Origin of the sequence: Microbacterium sp. NPDC056044 (genome assembly GCF_042267145.1) — a bacterium.
GTDB lineage: Bacteria > Actinomycetota > Actinomycetes > Actinomycetales > Microbacteriaceae > Microbacterium.
Genome location: NZ_JBHJWZ010000001.1, coordinates 780,090 through 801,019, shown reverse-complemented (window position 1 = coordinate 801,019; position 20,930 = coordinate 780,090). Strand labels below are relative to the sequence as shown.

Annotated in this window: 24 protein-coding genes and 2 tRNA genes; 12 read left to right on the top strand and 14 right to left on the bottom strand. The window is 71.0% G+C overall.

The genetic code is table 11. From position 1 onward, the window contains the following. Window positions 1-8: 8 nt before the first annotated feature. The 5 genes from gatA (at window position 9) to ACFC1I_RS03785 (ending at window position 5,372) form a co-directional block, all read left to right on the top strand. Window positions 9-1,529 carry an Asp-tRNA(Asn)/Glu-tRNA(Gln) amidotransferase subunit GatA gene (gene gatA, locus ACFC1I_RS03805; RefSeq protein WP_376006521.1) on the top strand — a complete coding sequence of 507 codons (1,521 nt, stop codon included), beginning with the start codon at window positions 9-11 and terminating at the stop codon, window positions 1,527-1,529. Beyond that, window positions 1,529-3,052, top strand: coding sequence for an Asp-tRNA(Asn)/Glu-tRNA(Gln) amidotransferase subunit GatB (gatB, locus tag ACFC1I_RS03800; RefSeq protein WP_376006520.1), 1,524 nt, complete (start codon window positions 1,529-1,531; stop codon window positions 3,050-3,052). The genes gatA and gatB overlap by 1 nt, the downstream gene beginning before the upstream one ends. Window positions 3,053-3,151: 99 nt before the next feature. After that, window positions 3,152-4,414 (top strand): DNA polymerase IV, encoded by a 1,263-nt coding sequence (locus ACFC1I_RS03795; RefSeq protein ID WP_376006519.1) that lies wholly within the window; start codon window positions 3,152-3,154, stop codon window positions 4,412-4,414. Window positions 4,415-4,483: 69 nt separating this feature from the next. Then, window positions 4,484-4,804 carry a hypothetical protein gene (locus tag ACFC1I_RS03790; RefSeq protein ID WP_376006518.1) on the top strand — a complete coding sequence of 107 codons (321 nt, stop codon included), beginning with the start codon at window positions 4,484-4,486 and terminating at the stop codon, window positions 4,802-4,804. Then, window positions 4,779-5,372, top strand: coding sequence for a hypothetical protein (locus tag ACFC1I_RS03785; RefSeq protein ID WP_376006517.1), 594 nt, complete (start codon window positions 4,779-4,781; stop codon window positions 5,370-5,372). Before ACFC1I_RS03790 ends, ACFC1I_RS03785 begins: the two co-directional genes overlap by 26 nt. A gap of 7 nt (window positions 5,373-5,379) precedes the next feature. Here the strand turns inward: ACFC1I_RS03785 and ACFC1I_RS03780 are convergent, their stop codons facing one another. The 6 genes from ACFC1I_RS03780 to ACFC1I_RS03755 all read right to left on the bottom strand — a co-directional run bounded on the left by ACFC1I_RS03780 (window position 5,380) and on the right by ACFC1I_RS03755 (window position 7,465). Beyond that, entirely contained in the window at window positions 5,380-5,874 is a 495-nt protein-coding gene (locus tag ACFC1I_RS03780) for a DUF2017 family protein (protein ID WP_376006516.1), read from the bottom strand. Next, window positions 5,871-6,179, bottom strand: coding sequence for an ATP-dependent Clp protease adapter ClpS (gene clpS / locus ACFC1I_RS03775; RefSeq protein WP_376006515.1), 309 nt, complete (start codon window positions 6,177-6,179; stop codon window positions 5,871-5,873). The genes ACFC1I_RS03780 and clpS overlap by 4 nt, the downstream gene beginning before the upstream one ends. Next, complete coding sequence (locus ACFC1I_RS03770) at window positions 6,170-6,517, bottom strand: metallopeptidase family protein (protein WP_376006770.1); 348 nt, start codon at window positions 6,515-6,517, stop codon at window positions 6,170-6,172. The genes clpS and ACFC1I_RS03770 overlap by 10 nt, the downstream gene beginning before the upstream one ends. Before the next feature lie 58 nt (window positions 6,518-6,575). Further along, window positions 6,576-6,651: transfer RNA gene (locus ACFC1I_RS03765), tRNA-His, on the bottom strand. Between the two features lie 37 nt (window positions 6,652-6,688). Continuing rightward, entirely contained in the window at window positions 6,689-7,315 is a 627-nt protein-coding gene (orn, locus tag ACFC1I_RS03760; RefSeq protein ID WP_376006514.1) for an oligoribonuclease, read from the bottom strand. A 77-nt stretch (window positions 7,316-7,392) separates the two neighbouring features. Further along, window positions 7,393-7,465 (bottom strand) — tRNA-Arg (locus tag ACFC1I_RS03755). Window positions 7,466-7,571: 106 nt separating this feature from the next. Between ACFC1I_RS03755 and ACFC1I_RS03750 the strand changes: the two genes are divergently transcribed. Further along, on the top strand, window positions 7,572-7,784 hold the full coding sequence (locus ACFC1I_RS03750) for a methyltransferase (protein ID WP_376006513.1): 213 nt from the start codon (window positions 7,572-7,574) through the stop codon (window positions 7,782-7,784). A 48-nt stretch (window positions 7,785-7,832) separates the two neighbouring features. On the opposite strand, the gene ACFC1I_RS03745 is transcribed toward ACFC1I_RS03750, so the two are convergent. After that, a complete protein-coding gene (locus ACFC1I_RS03745) occupies window positions 7,833-8,441 on the bottom strand; it encodes a YitT family protein (protein ID WP_376006512.1) in 609 nt (202 codons plus the stop codon). Between the two features lie 61 nt (window positions 8,442-8,502). On the opposite strand from ACFC1I_RS03745, the gene ACFC1I_RS03740 reads away from it, so the two are divergent. Beyond that, window positions 8,503-9,927 (top strand): PLP-dependent aminotransferase family protein, encoded by a 1,425-nt coding sequence (locus ACFC1I_RS03740; protein WP_376006511.1) that lies wholly within the window; start codon window positions 8,503-8,505, stop codon window positions 9,925-9,927. 36 nt (window positions 9,928-9,963) lie between these two features. On the opposite strand, the gene ACFC1I_RS03735 is transcribed toward ACFC1I_RS03740, so the two are convergent. Next, window positions 9,964-10,227, bottom strand: coding sequence for a hypothetical protein (locus tag ACFC1I_RS03735; RefSeq protein ID WP_376006510.1), 264 nt, complete (start codon window positions 10,225-10,227; stop codon window positions 9,964-9,966). Between the two features lie 228 nt (window positions 10,228-10,455). Between ACFC1I_RS03735 and ACFC1I_RS03730 the strand changes: the two genes are divergently transcribed. The 4 genes from ACFC1I_RS03730 to ACFC1I_RS03715 all read left to right on the top strand — a co-directional run bounded on the left by ACFC1I_RS03730 (window position 10,456) and on the right by ACFC1I_RS03715 (window position 13,884). Continuing rightward, the gene (locus ACFC1I_RS03730; protein WP_376006509.1) at window positions 10,456-11,001 is read left to right on the top strand and encodes a single-stranded DNA-binding protein; all 546 of its coding nucleotides are present in this window, start codon (window positions 10,456-10,458) and stop codon (window positions 10,999-11,001) included. A gap of 42 nt (window positions 11,002-11,043) precedes the next feature. Further along, a complete protein-coding gene (locus tag ACFC1I_RS03725; protein ID WP_376006508.1) occupies window positions 11,044-11,571 on the top strand; it encodes a DUF6993 domain-containing protein in 528 nt (175 codons plus the stop codon). A 119-nt stretch (window positions 11,572-11,690) separates the two neighbouring features. Further along, complete coding sequence (gene ettA / locus ACFC1I_RS03720; RefSeq protein ID WP_376006507.1) at window positions 11,691-13,370, top strand: energy-dependent translational throttle protein EttA; 1,680 nt, start codon at window positions 11,691-11,693, stop codon at window positions 13,368-13,370. After that, complete coding sequence (locus ACFC1I_RS03715) at window positions 13,363-13,884, top strand: acyl-CoA thioesterase (RefSeq protein ID WP_376006506.1); 522 nt, start codon at window positions 13,363-13,365, stop codon at window positions 13,882-13,884. Before ettA ends, ACFC1I_RS03715 begins: the two co-directional genes overlap by 8 nt. 1 nt (window position 13,885) lies before the next feature. On the opposite strand, the gene ACFC1I_RS03710 is transcribed toward ACFC1I_RS03715, so the two are convergent. Beyond that, window positions 13,886-14,746, bottom strand: a complete 861-nt coding sequence (locus ACFC1I_RS03710) for an acyl-CoA thioesterase (RefSeq protein WP_376006769.1) — start codon at window positions 14,744-14,746, stop codon at window positions 13,886-13,888. 113 nt (window positions 14,747-14,859) lie between these two features. Between ACFC1I_RS03710 and ACFC1I_RS03705 the strand changes: the two genes are divergently transcribed. After that, the gene (locus tag ACFC1I_RS03705) at window positions 14,860-15,537 is read left to right on the top strand and encodes a hypothetical protein (RefSeq protein WP_376006505.1); all 678 of its coding nucleotides are present in this window, start codon (window positions 14,860-14,862) and stop codon (window positions 15,535-15,537) included. Between the two features lie 40 nt (window positions 15,538-15,577). On the opposite strand, the gene ACFC1I_RS03700 is transcribed toward ACFC1I_RS03705, so the two are convergent. From ACFC1I_RS03700 to ACFC1I_RS03680, 5 genes are read right to left on the bottom strand one after another with little or no spacing between them, the layout of a single operon-like run. Continuing rightward, the gene (locus ACFC1I_RS03700; protein ID WP_376006504.1) at window positions 15,578-17,236 is read right to left on the bottom strand and encodes an FAD-binding dehydrogenase; all 1,659 of its coding nucleotides are present in this window, start codon (window positions 17,234-17,236) and stop codon (window positions 15,578-15,580) included. Window positions 17,237-17,273: 37 nt separating this feature from the next. After that, window positions 17,274-17,762: a globin gene (locus ACFC1I_RS03695; protein ID WP_376006503.1), complete on the bottom strand. Its 489-nt coding sequence runs from the start codon at window positions 17,760-17,762 to the stop codon at window positions 17,274-17,276. Beyond that, window positions 17,759-18,865 (bottom strand): mechanosensitive ion channel family protein, encoded by a 1,107-nt coding sequence (locus ACFC1I_RS03690; RefSeq protein ID WP_376006502.1) that lies wholly within the window; start codon window positions 18,863-18,865, stop codon window positions 17,759-17,761. The genes ACFC1I_RS03695 and ACFC1I_RS03690 overlap by 4 nt, the downstream gene beginning before the upstream one ends. Before the next feature lie 46 nt (window positions 18,866-18,911). Further along, the gene (locus ACFC1I_RS03685; protein ID WP_376006501.1) at window positions 18,912-19,625 is read right to left on the bottom strand and encodes a response regulator; all 714 of its coding nucleotides are present in this window, start codon (window positions 19,623-19,625) and stop codon (window positions 18,912-18,914) included. Further along, the gene (locus ACFC1I_RS03680) at window positions 19,622-20,923 is read right to left on the bottom strand and encodes a sensor histidine kinase (protein ID WP_376006500.1); all 1,302 of its coding nucleotides are present in this window, start codon (window positions 20,921-20,923) and stop codon (window positions 19,622-19,624) included. The genes ACFC1I_RS03685 and ACFC1I_RS03680 overlap by 4 nt, the downstream gene beginning before the upstream one ends. Window positions 20,924-20,930 lie beyond the last annotated feature (7 nt).

Below are 20,930 nucleotides of genomic sequence, written 5' to 3'. Positions count from 1 at the left end.
ACCCCGACGTGACCGATCTCACGAAGCTGAGCGCCGCCGCGCTCGCAGACCAGCTCTCCGCCGGCGCGGTGTCGAGCGTCGAGGCCACGCAGGCCCACCTCGACCGCATCGCCGCCGTGGACGGCGACGTGCACGCCTTCCTCCACGTCAGCGAGCACGCGCTCGACGTGGCCGCCGACATCGACCGTCGTCGCGCCGCCGGGGAAGACCTCGGCCCTCTCGCAGGCGTGCCGCTCGCGATCAAGGATGTGCTGGTGACGACGGACATGCCGTCGACCAGCGGCTCCAAGATCCTCGAGGGCTACATGTCGCCCTACGACGCGACCGTCGTCGCGCGCTCGCGCGCCGCCGGCCTCGTCCCGCTCGGCAAGACGAACATGGACGAGTTCGCGATGGGCTCGTCGACCGAGCACTCGGCGTACGGACCCACCCGCAACCCGTGGGACCTCTCGCGCATCCCCGGCGGCTCGGGCGGTGGCTCGGCCGCCGCGGTGGCGGCCTTCGAGGCGCCGCTTGCACTCGGCTCCGACACCGGCGGCTCGATCCGCCAGCCCGCGCACGTCACCGGCACGGTCGGCATCAAGCCGACGTACGGCGGCGTCAGCCGCTACGGCGCGATCGCACTGGCCTCGAGCCTCGATCAGGTCGGCCCCGTGACCCGCACGGTGCTCGACGCCGGGCTCCTCCACGACGTGATCGGCGGGCACGACCCGCACGACTCCACGTCGCTGGCGCACGAGTGGCCGTCGTTCGCCGCCGCAGCCCGTGAGGGCGCGACCGGTGAGGTGCTGAAGGGCCTCAAGGTCGGCGTCATCCGCGAACTGCCCGACAGCGGCTTCCAGGCAGGGGTCTCGGAGTCGTTCCGCGCGGCGCTGGCCGCGATGGAGGCGCAGGGCGCCGAGATCGTCGAGATCAGCGCGCCGCACTTCGAGTACGGCGTCGCCGCGTATTACCTGATCCTCCCGGCCGAGGCATCCAGCAATCTCGCCAAGTTCGACTCGGTCCGCTTCGGGCTCCGCGTCGACGTCCCCGGCGGCACCGTCGAGGACGTCATGGCCGCCACCCGCGACGCCGGCTTCGGCGACGAGGTGAAGCGCCGCATCATCCTCGGCACCTATGCGCTCTCGGCGGGCTACTACGACGCCTACTACGGCTCGGCGCAGAAGGTGCGCACGCTCATCCAGCGCGACTTCGCCGACGCGTTCGCCGAGGTCGACGTCATCGCGACGCCGTCCGCCCCGACCACGGCGTTCAAGCTCGGCGAGAAGATCGACGACCCGCTGCAGATGTACCTCAACGACGTCACGACGATCCCGGCGAACCTCGCCGGCGTGCCGGGCATCTCGATCCCGTCGGGTCTGGCATCCGAGGACGGCCTGCCCGTCGGCATCCAGTTCCTCGCTCCCGCTCACGAGGACGCGCGCCTGTACCGCGTCGGCGCGGCGCTGGAGACCCTGCTCGTCGACTCGTGGGGCGGTCCGCTCCTCGACAGGGCGCCTGTTCTCGGCGCGAACGGAGGTGCCCGCTGATGGCGAAGGACAAACTGATGGACTTCGACAAGGCCCTCGAACTGTACGAGCCGGTGCTCGGGTTCGAGGTGCACGTCGAGCTCAACACCGAGACCAAGATGTTCTCGGCGGCCGCCAACCCGGCGAACGACGCGAACCACGGTGCCGAGCCGAACACGCTGGTCGCGCCGGTCGACATGGGGCTGCCGGGCGCGCTGCCGGTCGTCAACGAGACCGCGGTGAGGTACTCGATCAGCCTGGGCCTCGCCCTCGGCTGCTCGATCGCGCCGTCGAGCCGGTTCGCGCGGAAGAACTACTTCTACCCCGACCTCGGCAAGAACTACCAGATCTCGCAGTACGACGAGCCCATCGCCTTCGAGGGCTCGGTCGACATCGAGCTGGCCGACGGCGAGATCGTGACGGTGCCGATCGAGCGCGCCCACATGGAAGAGGATGCCGGCAAGCTCACGCACGTCGGCGGCTCCACCGGTCGCATCCAGGGCGCCGAGTACTCGCTCGTCGATTACAACCGCGCCGGCGTGCCGCTCGTCGAGATCGTCACCAAGCCGATCTTCGGCGCGGAGCACCGCGCGCCCGAGATCGCCAAGGCGTACGTCGCGACGATCCGCGACATCGTCATCGCGCTCGGCATCTCCGAGGCGCGCATGGAGCGCGGCAACCTGCGCTGCGACGCGAACGTGTCACTGCGCCCGCGCGGCCAGGAGAAGCTCGGCACGCGCACCGAGACGAAGAACGTCAACTCGATGCGCTCCGTCGAGCGCGCCGTGCGCTACGAGATCCAGCGTCAGGCGGCGATCCTCGCCGCCGGAGGCACGATCACGCAGGAGACGCGGCACTGGCACGAAGACACCGGGACCACCTCGCCCGGGCGTCCGAAGTCCGACGCCGACGACTACCGGTACTTCCCGGAGCCCGACCTGCTGCCGGTGGCGCCGTCGCTCGAGCTGATCGAGCAGCTGCGTGCCGCGCTGCCCGAGCCGCCCGCCGCTCGGCGTCGCCGCCTCAAGGCCGACTGGGGCTTCGCCGACATCGACTTCCAGGGCGTCGTGAACGCGGGCCTGCTGGCCGAGGTCGAGGCGACGATCGCCGCAGGAACCTCGCCCGCCGCGGCGCGCAAGTGGTGGACGGGCGAGCTGCTGCGCATCGCCAACGCCGAGGGCCGCGAGCCCGCCGAGCTCGCGACGCCGGCCGATGTGGCCGCCTTGCAGGCGCTCGTCGACGCCGGAACCCTCACCGACAAGCTCGCGCGCCAGGTGCTCGAGGGCATGATCGCGGGAGAGGGCACGCCGCAGGAGATCGTCGACGCCCGCGGGCTCGCGGTCGTCTCGGACGACGGCGCGCTCATCGCGGCGATCGACGACGCGCTGGCCGCTCAGCCCGACGTGCTCGCGAAGATCCGCGACGGCAAGGTGCAGGCCGCCGGTGCCGTCATCGGCGCGGTCATGAAGGCGATGAAGGGCCAGGCCGACGCCGCGCGCGTGCGCGAGCTCGTGCTCGAGCGCGCCGGCTCCACAGGCGCATGACAGCAGGGCGCATGGCGCCCGTTTCGTTTCAAGAGGGCGGATCCCGGCGGGGATCCGCCCTCTCGCCTCGATGTCAGAGGTTGCTGGGAGGATGGACACATGGGGCGTGGCGACGGAACCGGCCGGGTCGTCTCACCCGACGGCGCCGACGACACCGGTGCCGGCATCCTGCACGTCGACATGGACGCGTTCTACGCGTCGGTCGAGCAGCTCGACGATCCTTCGCTGCGCGGCAAGGCGATCATCATCGGTGCCCCCGAGAGCCGCTCGGTCGTCTCGAGCGCGTCCTACGAGGCGCGGCGCTTCGGCGTGCGCTCCGCGATGCCGGTCGGGCAGGCGCTGCGGCTGTGTCCGCACGCGATCGTCGTGCCGCCGCACTTCGACAGGTACCTCGAGACGTCGGCGCAGGTCATGCGCATCTTCCGCGACGTGACGCCGCTGGTCGAACCCCTCTCGATCGACGAGGCGTTCCTCGACGTGCGCGGCGCCCGGCGGCTCTGGGGGAATCCGGGACAGATCGCCCGGATGCTGCGGTCCCGCGTTCTCGACGAGACCGGCCTCACCTGCAGTGTGGGGGTCGCCGCGACGAAGCACGTCGCGAAGATCGCCTCCACCATCAGCAAGCCCGACGGTCTGCTGATCGTCGCCGAGGCGGACACGGCGGCGTTCCTCGCACCGCGGTCGGTGCGTGCGCTGTGGGGTGTGGGTCCGAAGGCGTCCGAGGCGCTCGAGGCACGCGGCATCCGTACCATCGCCGATGTCATCGACACGCCCCGTGAGCTGCTCGACCGCGCCCTCGGCGCCGCGATGGGGGACCGCATCTGGCACTTGGCGCGAGGGATCGACGCCCGCGAGGTCGGCACGAGCCGCGTCGAGAAGAGCGTCGGGCACGAAGAGACCTTCCATGAGGACATCGGCGACACGGCGATCCTGCGCTCCGAGCTGCGACGCCTCGCCGACCGCGTCGGCGCGCGGCTGCGCAGCAGCGGCTGGGAGGCGTCCACCGTCGCGATCAAGGTGCGCTACGCGGACTTCACCACGATCTCGCGCTCGCAGACGCTCCCCGAGCCCACTGCGGTCGGGCAGCGCATCGGCGACGCGGCGCACGAGCTGTTCGCGTCGGTCGAGCGCACGCTGCCGGTGAGGCTCATCGGCGTGCGGGCGGAGAAGCTGCGCCCCGCGGGCGCCGCGATGCCCACGCTGTGGGACGACGACGAGGGGTGGCGCCGCATCGAGGACGCGCTCGACGGCGCGACCGCCAAGTTCGGGCGCGGCGCGGTCACGCGCGCGACGCTGCTCGGCACCCGAGGCGGAGGCACCCTGCCGTCGAGCCCTCCCGCGCCCCGGCTCGACCAGGGCTGACACCGCAGCCACCGGCGGGAGTTCGCCTTCTCGCTGTGCGAGCGGCGCGGTGGCCGGTACGTTGGACGCATGCCCAACATCGCACTCGAACTCGGCAAGCAGTCCGCGTCCTTCGGCGTGAAGAGCGCATACGGCGAGCAGCAGGACGTCGACGGGGTCCGCATCATCCCGGTGGCGCTGACCTGGTCCGGCTTCGGCGGCGGATCCGACGAGGCCGGCAACGGGGGTGGCGGCGGAGGCGGCTGGGCCATCCCGGTCGGCGCCTACATCCGCAAGGGTGACGAGCTGCGGTTCGAGCCGAACATCATCGCCCTGCTGACGGTGGCGATCCCGTTCGTGTTCTTCGCCGGTCGCGCGCTCAGCCGTGTCATCCGCACCCTCAAGAAGTAGCCAGGACGCCGTCGGCAACTCGCTCGCAATCGCGGTCGGACAGATCGTCGCGGCGATCGCTCAGGTCGCGGCATCCAATCCGGTCGTCATCATCGACGGGAGAAGCGGCGCCGGCAAGACGACGTTGGCCCGCGCGCTCGTCGCACGGTGGCCCCTGCGCGGCCGTGTGCAGCTCGTGGCGCTCGATTCGATCTACCCGGGCTGGGACGGCCTGGACGACGGCGTCGAACTCGCGAGGGAGCTGATCCTGACTCCGCACGCCAAGGGTGCTGTCGGAGTCTGGCAACGGTGGGACTGGACAGCAGGAGAGCCCGCCGAGGCGCACGCCGTCGACCCGTCTCTGCCGCTCATCGTCGAGGGTGCCGGAATCCTCACGCCCGCGACGGCCCGCCTCGCCGATGTGCGCGTGTGGCTCGAGTCGCCCGCCGCGTCTCGCAAGCAGCGGGCGCTGGACCGCGACGGCGAGACCTACCGTCCGCATTGGGACCGCTGGGCCGGCCAGGAGCAGCGGCACGTCACCCGCGACGACCCGATGAGTCTCGCGTCTCTCGTGATCCCCGTGCCGTGAGCGCGGATCAATCCTCGCGATCGATGGCAGCCACGAGACCGTCGAGCCGGTAGCCGATCCAGTCGTAGATGCCGAAGCGCGGATCGTCGTGCTCGTGGTCGTCCTCTTCGGCAACGCCCAGGCGCGTGGCCAGCACCAGGCGGACGGCCGCGAGGGTGCGCAGCCACGCCTGTGCGGCATCGGGATCGAGCCTGATCTCGACCTGCTCCAGCAGCGCCGGGTCGTCCGGGTCGTCCGGGATCTGGGCCGCGTCCTGAAGGGACGCCAGCACGATGCCCGCGTCGGACGCCCGCCGGCCGAGCAGATCGGCCTGCGTCAGCGCCCGGAATTCTCGTGCGGCTTCCTCGTCGTCCGCGTATGCGGACGGCACCAGCCGCGCGATGGCCGGGTCCCTGTCGTCCGGCGCGGACTCGCGCAGCAGTTCGGCGAACTGACCGACGAGACCCGCGAGATGGGCGGCCTCGAGACGGGCGACCTCGAGCACGACGATGCGGTCGCTCATCGCGGCTCCTGCCTCACGGTCGCCCACAGGCCGTAGTCGTGCATCGCTTGGGCATGCATCTCCATCTGTTCGCGAGGACCCTGTGAGACGACCGCGTGCCCCTCGTTGTGCACCGCGAGCATGAGGCGTTCCGCCTCGGCACGCGGGAGGCCGAAGTATTCGCGGAAGACGTGCGTGACGTAGCTCATGAGGTTGACGGGATCGTCCCAGACGACGGTCTGCCAGGGGCGCGCGGGATCGACGCGTGCGGAGAGGTCGACGTCCTCGTCGACCGAAGGCGTCGCGAGCGCGACCATCACGCCCACCCCAGCTCGTGGAGACGGTCGTCATCGATGCCGTAGAAGTGCGCGATCTCGTGCACGAGGGTCGTGTGCACCTCGTCGCGCAGCTCGTCCTCGTCGTCGCACGCCGCCAGATGCGGCTCGCGATAGACGATGATCCGATCGGGAAGCTCGCCGACGCCATAGCGTTCACGCTCGGTCAGCGCCCAACCGTCGTAGAGCCCCAGCAGGTCCAGGCTGCCGTCCTCGGGCCGGTCCTCGACGACGAATACGACGTTGTCGAGACCTTCGACCATGTCGTCGGGGAGGGCGTCCAGCTCGTCGATCACGAGCGTCTCGAAGGTCGCAGCATCCATCTCCATCATGATGCCCCGCTTCTACGCGAATGGGGCGCGTGAGACGCGCCCCATTCGATGGACTTGGGGTGAGTAACGGGACTTGAACCCGCGGCCCCCTGGACCACAACCAGGTGCTCTACCAACTGAGCTATACCCACCATGTCTCCCGCTCGCGCGGGCAACCAGACGATTCTCTCACACCTCCGGGGCAAACGACGACACGACGGCAGCAGCCGCTGCACGCGCGCCGTCGCTCGTCGGTCCGGGCTCCGGGACGAAGACCGCCTGGCGGTAGTAGGCGAGTTCGCGAATCGACTCGAGGATGTCGGCGAGGGCGCGGTGCCCGCCGTCTTTCGCGGGCGCGTGGATGTACGCGCGGGGGTACCAGCGACGGGAGAGCTCCTTGATGCTCGACACGTCGACGTTCCGGTAGTGCAGCCAGCGGTCGACGCGCGGCATGTACTTCGCGAGGAACATGCGGTCCGTGCCGATGGTGTTGCCCGCGAGGGGCGCCTTGCCCTCGAGCGGCACGAACCGCTGGATGTACTCGAGCACCTGGAACTCGGCATCCGCCAGGCTCACGCCCTGCGGGATCTCATCGAGGAGCCCGGAGGATCGGTGCATGTTCGTGACGAACTCGTTCATGTTCGCCATCGCCGAATCGTCCGGCTTGATCACCACGGAGAAACCCGGGTCGAGCGTGCGCAACTCGAAGTCGGTGACGACCACGGCGATCTCGACCAGCTCGTCGACGCCGAGGTCGAGACCCGTCATCTCGCAGTCGATCCACACCAGACGGTCGTTCTCGGATGCACCCACCATGTGCTCCATCCTTGTCAAGGGTCCAGACATCCCACGGGCCTGGACTCGGGTGCCGACTCCCATGCCAGACCCGTTCGCCCCCCCGGGAGGATTCGAACCCCCGACCTTGCGGGTAGAAACCGCTCGCTCTGTCCCCTGAGCTACGGAGGGAAAGGTCCTTCCACACTACCGGGTCGCGCCACGCCGTCGCGGACGGTGGCGGATGACGGGCTCGCGGCGTAGCGTCAGCAGCGGAGGCATCGAAAGGAGTTCACCGATGAGCACCACGGAGACGCACCACCCTCTCTGGGTCGCCTACGGAGCGTCCGGCGTCGCCGGAAGCATCCGCAAGGACGACGACGGCTACACGGTCACCATGGCCGGGGCGAGCGAAGCGACGGGCACGTACCCGTCGATGGAGATCGCGAAGAGCGCACTCCACGCGCACATGGCGCCGGGCAGCGACTGGCCCATGTTCCGCGAGCACTGACCTCCCAGCGGCGCGCCCGATCCCGGGCGGGTCACGTGTGCGCGTGTGTCACGCCGATCGCTCGGCGGCGACAGGCGCCGGGGTTCTGCGCGTGTCGAGGAGCGGCAGCGCGAGGTGCACGAGCGGGCCGATGAGGACTGCGAAGAGCACCGTGCCGATGCCGACCGTGCCGCCGAGCAGCCAGCCCACGAGCAGCACCGTGACTTCGACGAGCGCGCGGCAGAGCCAGATGGGCCAGCCGAGACGCGCGTTCATGCCCGTCATGAGCCCGTCGCGCGGGCCGGGGCCGAAGTGGGCGCCGATGTAGAGCCCCGATGCGACCGCCACGAGGACGATGCCGCCGAGAAGGGTGGCGAGTTGGGCGGCGAACCCGGTCACGGGCGGCAGGACGCCGAGCACGAGCTGCATGCTCGTGCCGACCAGGAGGATGTTGGCGATCGTGCCGATGCCCGGCTTCTGGCGGAGCGGGATCCACAGGAGCAGGACGAAGAAGCCCACGATGTTGGTGATCCAGCCGATGCCGATGCCCGTGCGCACGGACAGGCCCTGGGCGAAGACCGTCCACGGATCGACGCCGAGGCCCGCCTCGACGGTGAGCGCGCAGCCGGCTCCGTAGAGGAAGAGACCGACGAGGAGCTGGACGATTCGGCGCGGCATGGGTCCATCCAATCGCAGAATTGGCACGCTATATGCAGTCCAATATGAGTACTCTGGCCTCATGGACTCCCGCATCTCTGCGCGCGCCCTCGCCGCCGCTCTCGGCGGCTGGCGCACGCGCGAGCCCGCGTATGAGGCGCTGGCCGACGGCATCCGGCTGCTCTGTCTGGACAACCGTCTCGCGCCACGCACGGCGCTGCCGGCAGAGCGCGAGCTCGCCGCCGCGCTGCACGTGAGCCGCAGTACGGTCGCCGCGGCGTATCGCAGCCTCCGTGAGACCGCGCACATCGCGAGCCTGCGGGGTTCGGGAAGCGTCACCCTGCCGCTCGGGCGGCGGGATCCGGGGCGCGCCGACGCCGGTGAGGGGATGATCGACCTGCAGCAGGCCAGTCCGCCTGCATGGCCCGGGCTGGCGGGGATCATGGCGGAGACGGCGGCCGGCGCGTCCGCGCTGGTGTCGCGGGTCGGGTACGACGTGCTCGGCCGGATCGAGCTGCGCGAGGCGATCGCGGATCGCTATACCGCGCGGGGCGTGCCGACGCGCCCGGACGAGGTCCTCGTCACGACCGGTGCGCAGAGCGCGATCCACCTCGTGTCGACGGTCCTGATCGGGCGCGGGGACCGCGTGCTCGTAGAGACGCCCACCTATCCGCACGCGGCGGACGCGCTCCGTCGGGCGGGCGCGCGGCTCGTGGGCGTGCCGGTGACCACCGACGACGGCTGGGATGTGGATCGGGCCGAGCAGGCGTTCGCCCGCACCCTGCCGGTGATGGCGTATCTGATGCCGGACTTTCAGAACCCCACGGGCCGGAGCATGGACGCCGAGCAGCGTCAGGCGATGCTGGTCGCGGGGGAGCGGTCGGGGTCGGTGCTGGTGCTCGACGAGACGACGGCGGATCTCGACATCGACCGCGGGCCGTCGGCCGCCGGCTTCACGGCGTCCGAGCCCGGCACCGTGGTGCGCATCGGCTCGCTCGGCAAGACGGTGTGGGGCGGGCTGCGGCTCGGGTGGGTGCGCGCCGACGGCGATCTCATCCGCAGGCTGGTGGCGGCGCGGCCCGCGCACGACCTCGGCACGCCCGAGTTCGAGCAGGCCATCGCGACCCGGCTCCTGGCGCAGTTCGACGAGATCGTCGCGCAGCGCTCCGAGCTGCTGCGGTCGGGCCGCGACGCGCTCGTGCGCGCGCTGCGGGAGCGGCTGCCCTCGTGGGAGCTGCCCGACGTGCGCGGCGGCGTCTCCCTCTGGATCGAGCTGGGGGCGCCGCTCAGCTCGGCGCTCGTGACCGAGGCGAGAACACGCGGCGTGCTGCTGAGCGCCGGGCCGCGTTTCTCCGTGGACGGAGGCCATGAGCGGCATCTGCGCGTGCCGTTCACCGCGCCGCCTGAGGAGATGGTGCGGGCGGCCGACGTGCTCGCGGACGCCTGGGCGTCCGTGCAGGCCGGAGCGCCGTCGACGATCCTGGAGCACGTCGGCGCGGTCATCTGAACGCCGAGCCCGCGCCTCGCCGGTTCGCTCGCGATCTCAGCGCGCGAACATCAGGCACTCGACGGCGTCGTCGGCACTCCAGAAGTCGCCCAGATCGCGGAAGGCGTGAGCCGCGGCGCTGTAGCGCCGCGCACGGAAACGGGTGCCGCCCGCCTGGGCGACCTCTTGCAGATGGCCGATCACGCGGCCGCCGGGCTCCAGGACCCGCCACAGTGATGGCGCGGCCGGGACGAGACGCATGCGGGTGCGCGAAATGGGCAGCGGGGTGCTGGAGGTGCGGGCGTGGACGAGAGCTGACATGTTGCCTCCTTCGAATTCGAACATAGCTACGGGTTCCGACATGACGGATGTCGCGCTGTCCCGGCGTTTCCTCCCCAGGTGAGCGTGCGCGGCGGCTGTCCACAGATCGCTCCCCCGCAGCGCTCCGAGGGCAGTCAGAGGGTCAGGCTGAGTCCACTGCCGGCGTCCTCGGGCACGGGGCGCCGGCAGGACCGAGGAGAGTCCTCGGGATCAGAGAGAGGACGAGCGATGAGCGACACAGGCGACACCATCACCATCACGGGCAATGTGGCGACCCCTCCGGAGCTGAAGCAGACGTCGGCCGGCGTGCCGATCGTCACCTTCCGCGTCGCGAGCGGCCGACGCCGCTACGACCGCGAAGCCGGAGCGTGGACCGACGCCGGAACGAACTGGTACACCGTCTCGGCGTTCCGTTCGCTGGCCGACCACGCCTACCGATCCCTGCAGAAGGGGGATCGTGTGCTCCTCACCGGTCGGCTGCGCCTGCGCGAATGGGACAACGGCACGCGGCGCGGCACGGCTATCGAGATCGACGCCGAGGCGATCGGGCATGACCTGCTGTGGGGCACGACGACGTTCGTGAAGGACTCCAGGGCGGCGACGGTCGACACGTCGCAGGACTGGGCGACGGCGCCCGCAGGCGACGGCTGGGCGGCCCCCGGCGTCGACGGCGCACACGAGGCCGATGAGGGCGAGCCGCCCGTGAAGCCCGTGCTCGTCGCGGTCGGCGCGGGCTCGGGCCCGAGCGGCGAAGACGAGGGGGCGCCCTTCTGACGCGTTCAGCGTGCGCGGGGCCGGCGGCCCTAAACTCCTCCCGTGGCCCGAGACCTCCCGCCCCGCGCTCGCTTCCCCGTCCGTTCGCGTCGCGCCACGGTGGTGATCGCCGCCTTCGCGCTGATCGGCGCGCTCACCGCCTGCACGCCGGGCGAACCGGAGTCGACCCCGACGCCGACCACCACCGCCACCGACGGCGCACCCAGCGCGAGTCCCACGCCGACCACGCCGGCGGCACCGGCGCTCGTGCCCGACGGCACCGCCGAGGACAATCTGCCGCTGTTCTCGGCGGTCACCGCGGCGGTGTGGGCGACCGATGCGCGGGTGACGGGACGCGCGTATGTCGACGCGCTCACGGCCGCCGGGTTCGACAAGGCCGCGATGCAGGTCACCGACGACACCTCGACGGTGGGCAACCCCGCCGAGAGCATCCAGTTCTCGGTGCGGTGGGGCGATCAGTGCCTCATCGGCCAGGTCGGCCCGGCGACAGGGGAGCCCGTCGCCGTCGTGATGCCCGTCCTCGCCGAGGGGAACTGCCTGGTCGGCCAGACCCGGCCCATCGACTGGTGAGCAGAGGCCCCTCAGACGCACCGCAGCAAGCCGGCGACCGACCAGGCTCACGCCGCCCCCGGCGCCGCCCGGTAGGCTGGGACGCTGACGTCTGAAGTCCAAGGAGAGCAGAAACCCGCATGGCTGAGTACATCTACTCGATGGTCCGCGCCCGTAAGGCCGTCGGCGAGAAGCTGATCCTCGACGACGTCACGATGGCGTTCCTCCCCGGAGCGAAGATCGGCATGGTCGGCCCGAACGGTGCCGGAAAGTCGACCATCCTCAAGATCATGGCCGGGCTCGACACCCCGTCGAACGGCGAGGCGAAGCTCAGCCCCGGCTTCACGGTCGGCATCCTCATGCAGGAGCCGGAGCTCGACGAGTCCAAGACCGTCCTCGAGAACATCCAGGACGGCATCGCGATCAAGGCGAAGGTCGACCGGTTCAACGAGATCTCGGGCCTCATGGCCGATCCCGACGCCGACTTCGACGCGCTGCTCGCAGAGATGGGCGTTCTGCAGGAGGAGATCGACGCCGCCGACGCATGGGACCTCGACTCCCAGCTCGAGCAGGCGATGGACGCCCTGCGCACCCCGCCGGGCGACGCCCAGATCGGCCCGCTCTCGGGTGGTGAGAAGCGCCGCGTCGCGCTCACCAAGCTCCTGCTGCAGAAGCCCGACCTGCTGCTCCTCGACGAGCCCACGAACCACCTCGACGCCGAGAGCGTGCTCTGGCTCGAGCAGCACCTGCAGAAGTACCCCGGCGCGGTGATCGCGATCACGCACGACCGGTACTTCCTCGACAACGTGGCCGAGTGGATCGCCGAGGTCGACCGCGGGCGCCTCATCGGCTACGAGGGCAACTACTCGACGTACCTCGAGAAGAAGGCCGAGCGTCTCGCCATCCAGGGCAAGAAGGACGCCAAGCTCGCCAAGCGCCTCGCCGAGGAGCTCGACTGGGTCCGCTCGAACCAGAAGGGGCGCCAGGCCAAGTCGAAGGCGCGTCTGGCGCGCTACGAGGAGATGGCGGCCGAGGCCGACCGCACCCGCAAGCTCGACTTCGAGGAGATCACGATCCCGCCCGGGCCGCGCCTGGGCAGCGTCGTGATCGACGCGAAGAAGCTGCAGAAGGGCTTCGACGGCCGCTCGCTCATCGACGGGCTGAGCTTCACGCTGCCGCCCAACGGCATCGTCGGCGTGATCGGCCCGAACGGCGTCGGAAAGACGACGCTCTTCAAGACCATCGTCGGCCTCGAGCCGCTCGACGGCGGCGCGCTCAAGATCGGTGAGACCGTCAAGATCAGCTACGTGGATCAGTCGCGGTCGAACATCGACCCGAACAAGACGCTGTGGGAGGTCGTCTCGGACGGCCTCGACATCATCACGGTCGGCAAGACCGAGATCCCGTCGCGCGCCTACGTGTCGAAGTTCGGCTTCAAGGGCCCGGACCAGCAGAAGAAGGCCGGCGTGCTCTCCGGTGGTGAGCGCAACCGCCTGAACCTCGCGCTGACGCTCAAGGAGGGCGGCAACCTGCTCCTGCTCGACGAGCCGACAAACGACCTCGACGTCGAGACCCTCCAGTCGCTCGAGAACGCGCTTCTCGAGTTCCCCGGCTGCGCGGTGGTCATCACACACGACCGCTGGTTCCTGGACCGCATCGCGACCCACATCCTCGCCTACGAAGGCACCGACGAGAACCCCGACCAGTGGTACTGGTTCGAGGGCAACTTCGAGGCGTACGAGGCCAACAAGGTCGAGCGACTCGGCGCGGAGGCGGCCCGCCCGCACCGCACCGCGTACCGCAAGCTCACGCGTGACTGAGACGCGCGAGCCGGCGGTCGCCGCCACCGGAGGCGACCGCCGGCTGCACATCCCCATCCACCTGCGCTGGGGCGACCTCGACGCGTTCAACCACGTCAACAACACGTCGATGCTGAAGCTTCTCGAAGAGGCGCGCGTGCGGGCGTTCTGGCTGCCCGAGCCCGGCGAAGACGCGCCGACCACCGCCGTGCTCGACTCGAGCATCTTCAGCGGCATGCTGACGCTCATCGCGCGGCAGGAGATCGAGTACCTCGCACCGGTGCCGTACCAGCGGCATCCGCTCGACGTGCAGATGTGGTTCGGCAAGCTGGGCGGGTCGAGCATCGAGGTCTGCTACGAGGTGCACAGCCCGATCGAGACCGGCGCGGACGGGCAGACGCTGTATGCACGCGCGACCACGGTGATCGTGAAGGTGGATGCTGCGACTGGGCGTCCGCTGCGCCTCACGGCCGAAGAGCGCGCGGCGTGGACGCCGTACATCGGCGAGCCCATCCGCTACGCCCACCGCCGCTGAGTCAGCCGGCGTCGCCCTGCGCGCCGGGCACCCGCACCATGATCTCCTGCGTGACGCTCGCCATCAGCGTGCCGTCGGCGGCGTAGATCCGCCCCGACGCCAGCCCGCGGCCGCCCCGGGCACTCGGGGACTCCTGGACGTACAGCATCCACTCGTCGACGCGTCCGAAGCGGTGCCACCACATCGCGTGGTCGAGGCTCGCCACCTTGAGGCCCGGTGTCGCCCACGAGACGCCGTGCGCCCGCAGGATCGACTCCTGGATCGTGAGGTCGCTGAGGTACGCGAGCGCGGCGCGGTGGATCGACGGGTCGTCGGGGATCGGGCGTCGCACACGCATCCAGACCGCCTGTCGCGGCGCGCGCTCGGGATCGGCCGCGACGTAGATAGGCCCCGGGATGTGGCGGAGCTCCACCGGACGATCGGTGAAGAACCGCTTCGTCACCGGATGCAGGCCCTGCAGGTGCGACTCGATGTCCGGAACATCCTCGGGTGCCGGCAGGCCCTCCGGGATCGGCTCCTGGTGGTCGAGGCCGGGGTCCTCGTCCTGGAAGGACGCGATCATCGAGAAGATCGGCACGCCCTCCTGGAAGGCCTGCGTGCGACGCGTCGAGAACGAGCGGCCGTCATGGATGCGGTCGACGGAGAAGGTGATGCCCTTCGTCGAGTCGCCGGGGCGCAGGAAGTAGCCGTGCATCGAGTGCACGATCCGCTCCGCCGGGATCGTGCGCGACGCCGCCACGAGGGACTGCGCGAGCACCTGGCCGCCGTACACGCGGCCGAGCGGCATCGACTGGGACTCGCCGGTGAAGATGTCCTCCGTGGTTCGCGCGTCGGACGCGCTCAGATCGATGACCGACAGCATCGACGCGACCGGGTCGTTCTCGGGCGCATCACTGGCGTTCGGCTCGGCTTCCACGGGCGCTCCTCTTCCGGTCCGGCGGCCGCCCGTCGGTCCGCTTGGTAGCTTAGAGGGCGATGTCACCGCGCCTGCTGCTCGCCGATCCCGAGTCCGCCGCCGATGCCCTGACCTTCGCGGGCCGGGCAGCGCGCTTCACCGTCGAAGGCGTGCGGCTGCAGGCATCGGGTGGGGTCCTGGCGATGACCGCCGCGCCCCTGGCGCCGCGGGGCTTCGGAGATCCGACGCCGACCGTGCTGGCGCTGCGCTCCCTCGGCGCGGACCCTGAGCTCGTCTGCGACCTCGTGGTCGAGGCATCCGCCCTCTCCGCTGCGACCGACGATCCGCGCGCGCTCACGCTTCCCGACACGGCCCTCTCGCCCGCGTGGGCGGGCATCACGCCGCCGCGCAGCGGCTGGGAGGCACGAGAGGGGATCGAGGCCTCGACGCTCGCCGCCAAGGCGCAGGGCGGGATCGCCCGTGTGGCCGACACGGTGCCGACCGACTCCGGCGAGGACGTCGTGCGGACCGTCCGCGCTGCGGTGTGGGGCGCACCGGACGAGGAGCTGGGCGGCCTCCCGCTCGGCGTCGCGTTCGCAGCGCTGAGCCTCGGCTTCATCAGCGGCGGCGAGACCGCCCGGGTGTTCGCGAGTGGACCGTGGACGCGCGTGAGCCTGACCCGCGGTCACGTGCTGGTGCGGGGCCCGGTGGCCACCGGACTCACTCCCGTGCGGCGGACGGGCGCGTCGCCGAACTGACGCCCACCCGCGCGCCGTCGCCGTGGTCGCGACCGTGCTGTCAGACGGCGGCAGCCGCGGCGCGCCCCGCCACCCGCCCCGAGAAGAGGCATCCGCCGACGAACGTGCCCTCGAGCGCACGGTAGCCGTGGATGCCGCCGCCGCCGAAGCCGCTCGCCTCGCCCGCCGCGTACAGCCCGAGCACGGGCTCGCCGGCGTCGCCGAGCGCGCGACCCGACAGGTCGGTCTCGATGCCGCCGAGCGACTTGCGCGTCAGCACGTGGAGCTTCACGGCGATGAGCGGACCGGACTTCGGGTCGAGGATGCGATGCGGGTTCGCGGTGCGGATGAGCCGGTCGCCGCGGAAGGCGCGTGCCGAGCGCAGCATGGCGATCTGCGCGTCCTTCGTGAAGTCGTTGTCGATCTCGCGGTCGCGGGCCTCGACCTCGAGCCGCACGCGCTCGGCGTCGAGGACGTCGCCGCCCGGAAGCGCCTGCATGCCGGCGATGAGGTCGTCGAGGTTGTCGCGTACAACGAAGTCGGCGCCGCGGTCCATGAACGCCTGCACGGGGCCGGAGGCGCCCTTGCCCAGTCGCGACTTCGCGAGGAGCTTGACGTCCTTGCCGGTGAGGTCGGGGTTCTGCTCGCTGCCCGAGAGCGTGAACTCCTTCTCGATGATCTTCTGCGACAGCACGAACCACGAGTGGTCGTGGCCGGTGGCGCGCAGATGCGCGAGCGTGCCGAGCGTGTCGAAGCCGGGGAAGAGGGGAACGGGCAGGCGGGCGCCGGTCGCATCGAGCCACACCGACGACGGCCCGGGGAGGATGCGGATGCCGTGATCTGGCCACACCGGGTCCCAGTTCTGGATCCCCTCGACGTAGTGCCACATGCGGTCGCCGTTGATCAGGCGTGCGCCGGCCGCCGCCGAGACCGGCTGCATCGAGCCGTCCACGTAGGCGGGCACTCCCGTCACCATGGTCGCCGGGGGAGTGCCGAGTCGCTCCGGCCACCACTGGCGCACGAGGTCGTGGTTGCCGCCGATGCCGCCGGACGAGACGATCGTCGCGGCCGCCGTGACCGCGAAGTCGTCGACGACCTCGCGCGAGCTCGCGGCACCGCGGGCGGCGCCGGACGGCGCGAGCACGTCACCCGACGCGCCCGTGACGACGCCGTCCTCGACAGTGAGCGCCGTGACCCGGTGACGCGGCAGGATCGTCACGCGGCCGTCGGCCTCGCCGGCCTCGACCGCCGCCTGGAAGGGCGCGACGATCCCCGGGCCGGTGCCCCACGTGATGTGGAAGCGCGGCACCGAATTGCCGGGACCGGTCGCGGTGTAGCCGCCGCGCTCCGCCCAGCCGACGATCGGGAAGAAGCCGACGCCCTTCTCTCGCAGCCACGCGCGCTTCTCCTCGTGCGCGAACTGCAGGTACGCCTCGGCCCACCGCCGCGGCCACAGGTCCTCGTCGCGGTCGAAGCCGGCGTTGCCGAACCAGTCCTGGCGCGCGAGCTCCAGCGAGTCGCGGATGCCCAGCCGGCGCTGCTCGGGCGAGTCCACGAAGAACAGCCCGCCGAACGACCACCACGCCTGCCCGCCCAGGTTCGTGCGCGGCTCCTGGTCGACGATGGTCACGCGCTTGCCCGCCGCTACCGCCTCGGCGGTGGCGACGAGACCGGCGAGGCCCCATCCGATGACCAGGATGTCGGTGTGGTGTGCGGGCATGTCGACTCCTTTGTCGGCGAGGTGTGCGGAAGACGCGTCAGCGAGCGGCGTCGGCGTCCGCCGGTGGTACTGCTGTGACGGGGATGGATGCTGCAGCCCGGGGTCCTGCGGCGGGTCCGATGCCCGAGGGCTCGAAGGTATTCACCATCGCATATGCGGCGCGCTGCAGGTAATCCCAGAGGGTGGCCTCGTGGAGCGGCGGGAGCTGGAGTTCGTCCACAGCGACCCGCATGTGTGCCAGCCAGCGGTCGCGCGCGTCGGGATCGACGTGGAACGCCGCGTGCCGCATGCGCAGCCGTGGGTGCCCGCGCTCCTGGCTGTACGTCGTCGGGCCGCCCCAGTACTGCTCGAGGAAGAGCGTGAGCCGCTCCTGCGCCGGGCCGAGATCCTCTTCGGGATACATCGGCCGGAGCACCTCGTCCTCGGCCACGCCGCGGTAGAAGGCGTCGACCAGCCGGACGAAGGTGTCGTGGCCACCGACCTCGTCGTAGAAGCTCAGCGGCGTCGGGGTCGCAGCATCCGTCATGGCGTTCCTCCGGGAGTCGTGCCGGACCCGTCGCCCGCGGGCGGTGTCGACGGCTTCTTGGGTGTGCGCTTGGGCTTCCACACGGCGCGCTCGGTCGTCGCGGGAAGCTGGGTGGGCTTGGTCTTGGGCGGGTTGGCGCCGCGCACGCGCTGGGCGCCCTCGAGGCCGCTCGGCATGACGGCGGTGAGGGCCGGCAGCGTGATGCCCATCTCGTCGATGGTGTGCTTGAGGCGCATGCGCAGCTCGCGCGCGACGTCGTCCTTCGCGTTGGCGCGGGTCTTCATGACGAGGCGGATGACGAGTGCGTCGCCCGAGATCGACTCGAGGCCCCACACCTCGGGCTGCTCGAGGATGCGAGTGCGCCACTTCGGGTCCTTGGCGAGCTCCTTGGCGGTGTCGAGCATCGCCTTCTCGACCTCTCCGATGTCGGAGTCGGTGGCCACCGAGAGATCCAGGATGACGCGCGACCAGCCCTGCGACAGGTTGCCGATGCGCAGGATCTCGCCGTTGCGCACGTACCAGAGCGTGCCGTTGACGTCGCGCACGTGGGTCACCCGCACGCTCACGTACTCGACGATGCCGGTGGCGAGGCCCAGGTCGACGACGTCGCCGATCCCCACCTGGTCCTCGGCGACGATGAAGATGCCGTTGAGCACGTCTTTCACGATGTTCTGCGCGCCGAAGCCGAGGCCGGCGCCGATCGCCGCGGTGAGGAGGGTGAGGGAGCCGAGCGCCGTGGGCGCCAGCACGTTGATGATCAGCAGCATCGCGATGATCACGACGGTGACATTGACGATGTTGCTGAGGATCGAGCCGAGGGTCCGGGTGCGCTGGACGAGCCTCACCGACGCGAGCGGCGAACGCTCGAGCGCCTGGGTGTCGTCGACGTTCGCCTTGTTCTTCGCGCCGTTGACGATGCGGCCGACGACGCGGTGGATGACGAAGCGGAGGATCCAGACCACCAGCACCGCGCCGACGATGATGCCCGCGACGGCGAGCAGGTTCCAGCCGGCCTGGACGAAGAACGCGCCCACCCCCTGCCAGAACTCTGCGTCGGTGATGTCGACGCCTTCGCCGGTTGAGGTGGTCTGGAGGGGAATCATCGTCACGATCCTAACGATCTCGGCATGTGCCGAGCCTGGATGCGCGTCAGGTTGTGGACCGCCCGTGACCCTCGCCCGCCGGCGGGGCCGACGTGTCGACGAGGCGGTGCCGGTGCGCCAGGATCACGGCGTGCACACGGTCGCGCGCCCCGATCTTCGCGAGCACCCGGCCCACATGGGTCTTGACCGTGGATTCGCTCAGGAACAGGTGGTGGGCGATCTCGGCGTTGTTCATCCCGTGGGCGATCGCGACGAACACGTCGCGCTCCCGGTCGGTGAGCTCCGCCGTCGGGTCCGTCGCCGAGGCCGCCGGTTCCTCGGCGGCCGGCGGAGCGGCGCGGAGCCGGTCGACGAGTCGTCGGGTCACCGACGGCGCGAGCACCGCGTCGCCGCGATGCACCGCGCGGATCGCCGCCGTGAGCTCCGACCGCTGCGCGTCCTTGAGGAGGAAGCCGCTCGCGCCCGCGTCGAGGGCGCCCAGCGCGTACTCGTCGAGGTCGAAGGTCGTGAGGACGAGGACGCGCGTCGCGGGGTGCGCGGCGACGATCGACCGGGTGGCGGCGATGCCGTCGGTGCGCGGCATCCTGATGTCCATCAGGACCACGTCCGGGGCGTGCGCCGCGACGGCGCGGATCGCCTCGTCGCCGTCGGCGGCCTCGCCGACCACGTCGACGTCGTCCTCGGCTTCGAGCACGAGGCGGAAGCCGAGCCGGATCAGCTCCTGGTCGTCGACGAGCAGTACGCGGATGGGTGTCGTCATGATGCGGGCTCTTCCTCCTCGGCGCCTTCCGGCGCGCGTGCCGGCAGCGGCAGCGAGGCACGCACCGCCCAGCGCCTGCCGTCCACGGCGCCGGCCGTCAGCGTTCCTCCCACGTGGGCGACCCGCTCCCTGAGCCCTGGGAGGCCGAACCCGGCTCCGGCCGCCGGGTCCGCAGCATCCGTCCCCGCGCGCACCCCGTCGTTTACGATGTCGAGCGCGACCGCGTCCGCCCGGACGGCGAGCCGCACGTCGATCGTGGTGGCGAGCGGGGCGTGACGCATCGCATTGGTGAGCGATTCCTGCACGATGCGCGCCACCGCGAACCGCACCTCGGCCGGGACGTCGTCGAGGCGGCCCTCCACGTGCAGCACGGCCGGGAAGCCTGCTCGCTGCGCGGACTCGACGGCATCGGCGACCGACGCCGCATCGACGGGCGAGAGCGGCGCATCGGGAGAGAGGTCGGGATCGCGCAGCACACCGAGCATCGCGCGCATCTCGGTGAGCGCGCCGCGTGCGGTGCCGGCGATCTGCTCGGTGACGGCGCGGGCGCGCGCAGGGTCGGCGGTCGCGGTCGCCCCCTCCGCGAGGGCGACGATGACGGTGAGGTTGTGCGAGACGATGTCGTGCATCTCGCGCGCGATGCGGGTGCGCTCGGCCGCGGCGCCCAGGCGCGCCTGCTGGTCGCGCTCGACGAGCAGCTGGCGGGAGCGGTCGATGAGCGCTTCCAGATAGCGGCGGCGGTTGCCGACGTTGATACCGATCAGTGCGCCGATGAGCAGCGCGATCGCGCCCGAGATCAGCGAGGTGACGAGATAGCCCCAGGTCGCGGGCTCCGCGAGGCCTGCGACAGCGGTGTAGAGCACCATCGCGCCCGTGGCCGCGGCGAAGGCGATCCAGCAGGCGCGCACCGACGCGTACACCGCGACCGCGTAGATGGCCAGGGCGGGCACGACGTGGGTCGCCGGCATGAGGCTCGGCGGCAGGATCACGAGGGGCAGTGCGGTGACGGTGAAGACGAGAACGGGCCGAGACCGCCGGAACAGCAGGGCGAGACACGCCAGGACGACCACGACGATCGCGAAGATCGTCTGCGCCGGCGTCGGCGGCACCGGATAGTTCGAGCGGATGGCCGCGGTGGGTGCCGACAGCAGGAACGCGACGACGGCGACGATCACGTCCGCGAATCGCGGATGCCGCGCCCAGAAGCGGCGGAAGACGCCAGGGGGTCTCGGCAGCAGCAGGCCGTCGTCGGCGCCCGAGGGGGCACCGACGACGGCCTGGCTGGCGGATCGCCGCATTCGGTCG

What these genes read in the sequence shown, in the direction of transcription:
- ACFC1I_RS03780 (WP_376006516.1), bottom strand. Translation starts at nt 5,874, where the DNA reads ATGAGCGACCGCATCGTCGTGCTCGAGGTCGCCCGTCTCGAGGCCGCC.
- ACFC1I_RS03745 (WP_376006512.1), bottom strand. Translation starts at nt 8,441, where the DNA reads ATGCCGCGCCGAATCGTCCAGCTCCTCGTCGGTCTCTTCCTCTACGGA.
- ACFC1I_RS03790 (WP_376006518.1), top strand. Translation starts at nt 4,484, where the DNA reads ATGCCCAACATCGCACTCGAACTCGGCAAGCAGTCCGCGTCCTTCGGC.
- ACFC1I_RS03770 (WP_376006770.1), bottom strand. Translation starts at nt 6,517, where the DNA reads ATGGAGATGGATGCTGCGACCTTCGAGACGCTCGTGATCGACGAGCTG.
- ACFC1I_RS03690 (WP_376006502.1), bottom strand. Translation starts at nt 18,865, where the DNA reads ATGATTCCCCTCCAGACCACCTCAACCGGCGAAGGCGTCGACATCACC.
- ACFC1I_RS03730 (WP_376006509.1), top strand. Translation starts at nt 10,456, where the DNA reads ATGAGCGACACAGGCGACACCATCACCATCACGGGCAATGTGGCGACC.
- ACFC1I_RS03735 (WP_376006510.1), bottom strand. Translation starts at nt 10,227, where the DNA reads ATGTCAGCTCTCGTCCACGCCCGCACCTCCAGCACCCCGCTGCCCATT.
- gatB (WP_376006520.1), top strand. Translation starts at nt 1,529, where the DNA reads ATGGCGAAGGACAAACTGATGGACTTCGACAAGGCCCTCGAACTGTAC.
- ACFC1I_RS03795 (WP_376006519.1), top strand. Translation starts at nt 3,152, where the DNA reads ATGGGGCGTGGCGACGGAACCGGCCGGGTCGTCTCACCCGACGGCGCC.
- ettA (WP_376006507.1), top strand. Translation starts at nt 11,691, where the DNA reads ATGGCTGAGTACATCTACTCGATGGTCCGCGCCCGTAAGGCCGTCGGC.
- ACFC1I_RS03750 (WP_376006513.1), top strand. Translation starts at nt 7,572, where the DNA reads ATGAGCACCACGGAGACGCACCACCCTCTCTGGGTCGCCTACGGAGCG.
- ACFC1I_RS03695 (WP_376006503.1), bottom strand. Translation starts at nt 17,762, where the DNA reads ATGACGGATGCTGCGACCCCGACGCCGCTGAGCTTCTACGACGAGGTC.
- ACFC1I_RS03710 (WP_376006769.1), bottom strand. Translation starts at nt 14,746, where the DNA reads ATGCTGTCGGTCATCGATCTGAGCGCGTCCGACGCGCGAACCACGGAG.
- ACFC1I_RS03700 (WP_376006504.1), bottom strand. Translation starts at nt 17,236, where the DNA reads ATGCCCGCACACCACACCGACATCCTGGTCATCGGATGGGGCCTCGCC.
- ACFC1I_RS03705 (WP_376006505.1), top strand. Translation starts at nt 14,860, where the DNA reads ATGTCACCGCGCCTGCTGCTCGCCGATCCCGAGTCCGCCGCCGATGCC.
- ACFC1I_RS03680 (WP_376006500.1), bottom strand. Translation starts at nt 20,923, where the DNA reads ATGCGGCGATCCGCCAGCCAGGCCGTCGTCGGTGCCCCCTCGGGCGCC.
- ACFC1I_RS03740 (WP_376006511.1), top strand. Translation starts at nt 8,503, where the DNA reads ATGGACTCCCGCATCTCTGCGCGCGCCCTCGCCGCCGCTCTCGGCGGC.
- orn (WP_376006514.1), bottom strand. Translation starts at nt 7,315, where the DNA reads ATGGTGGGTGCATCCGAGAACGACCGTCTGGTGTGGATCGACTGCGAG.
- ACFC1I_RS03685 (WP_376006501.1), bottom strand. Translation starts at nt 19,625, where the DNA reads ATGACGACACCCATCCGCGTACTGCTCGTCGACGACCAGGAGCTGATC.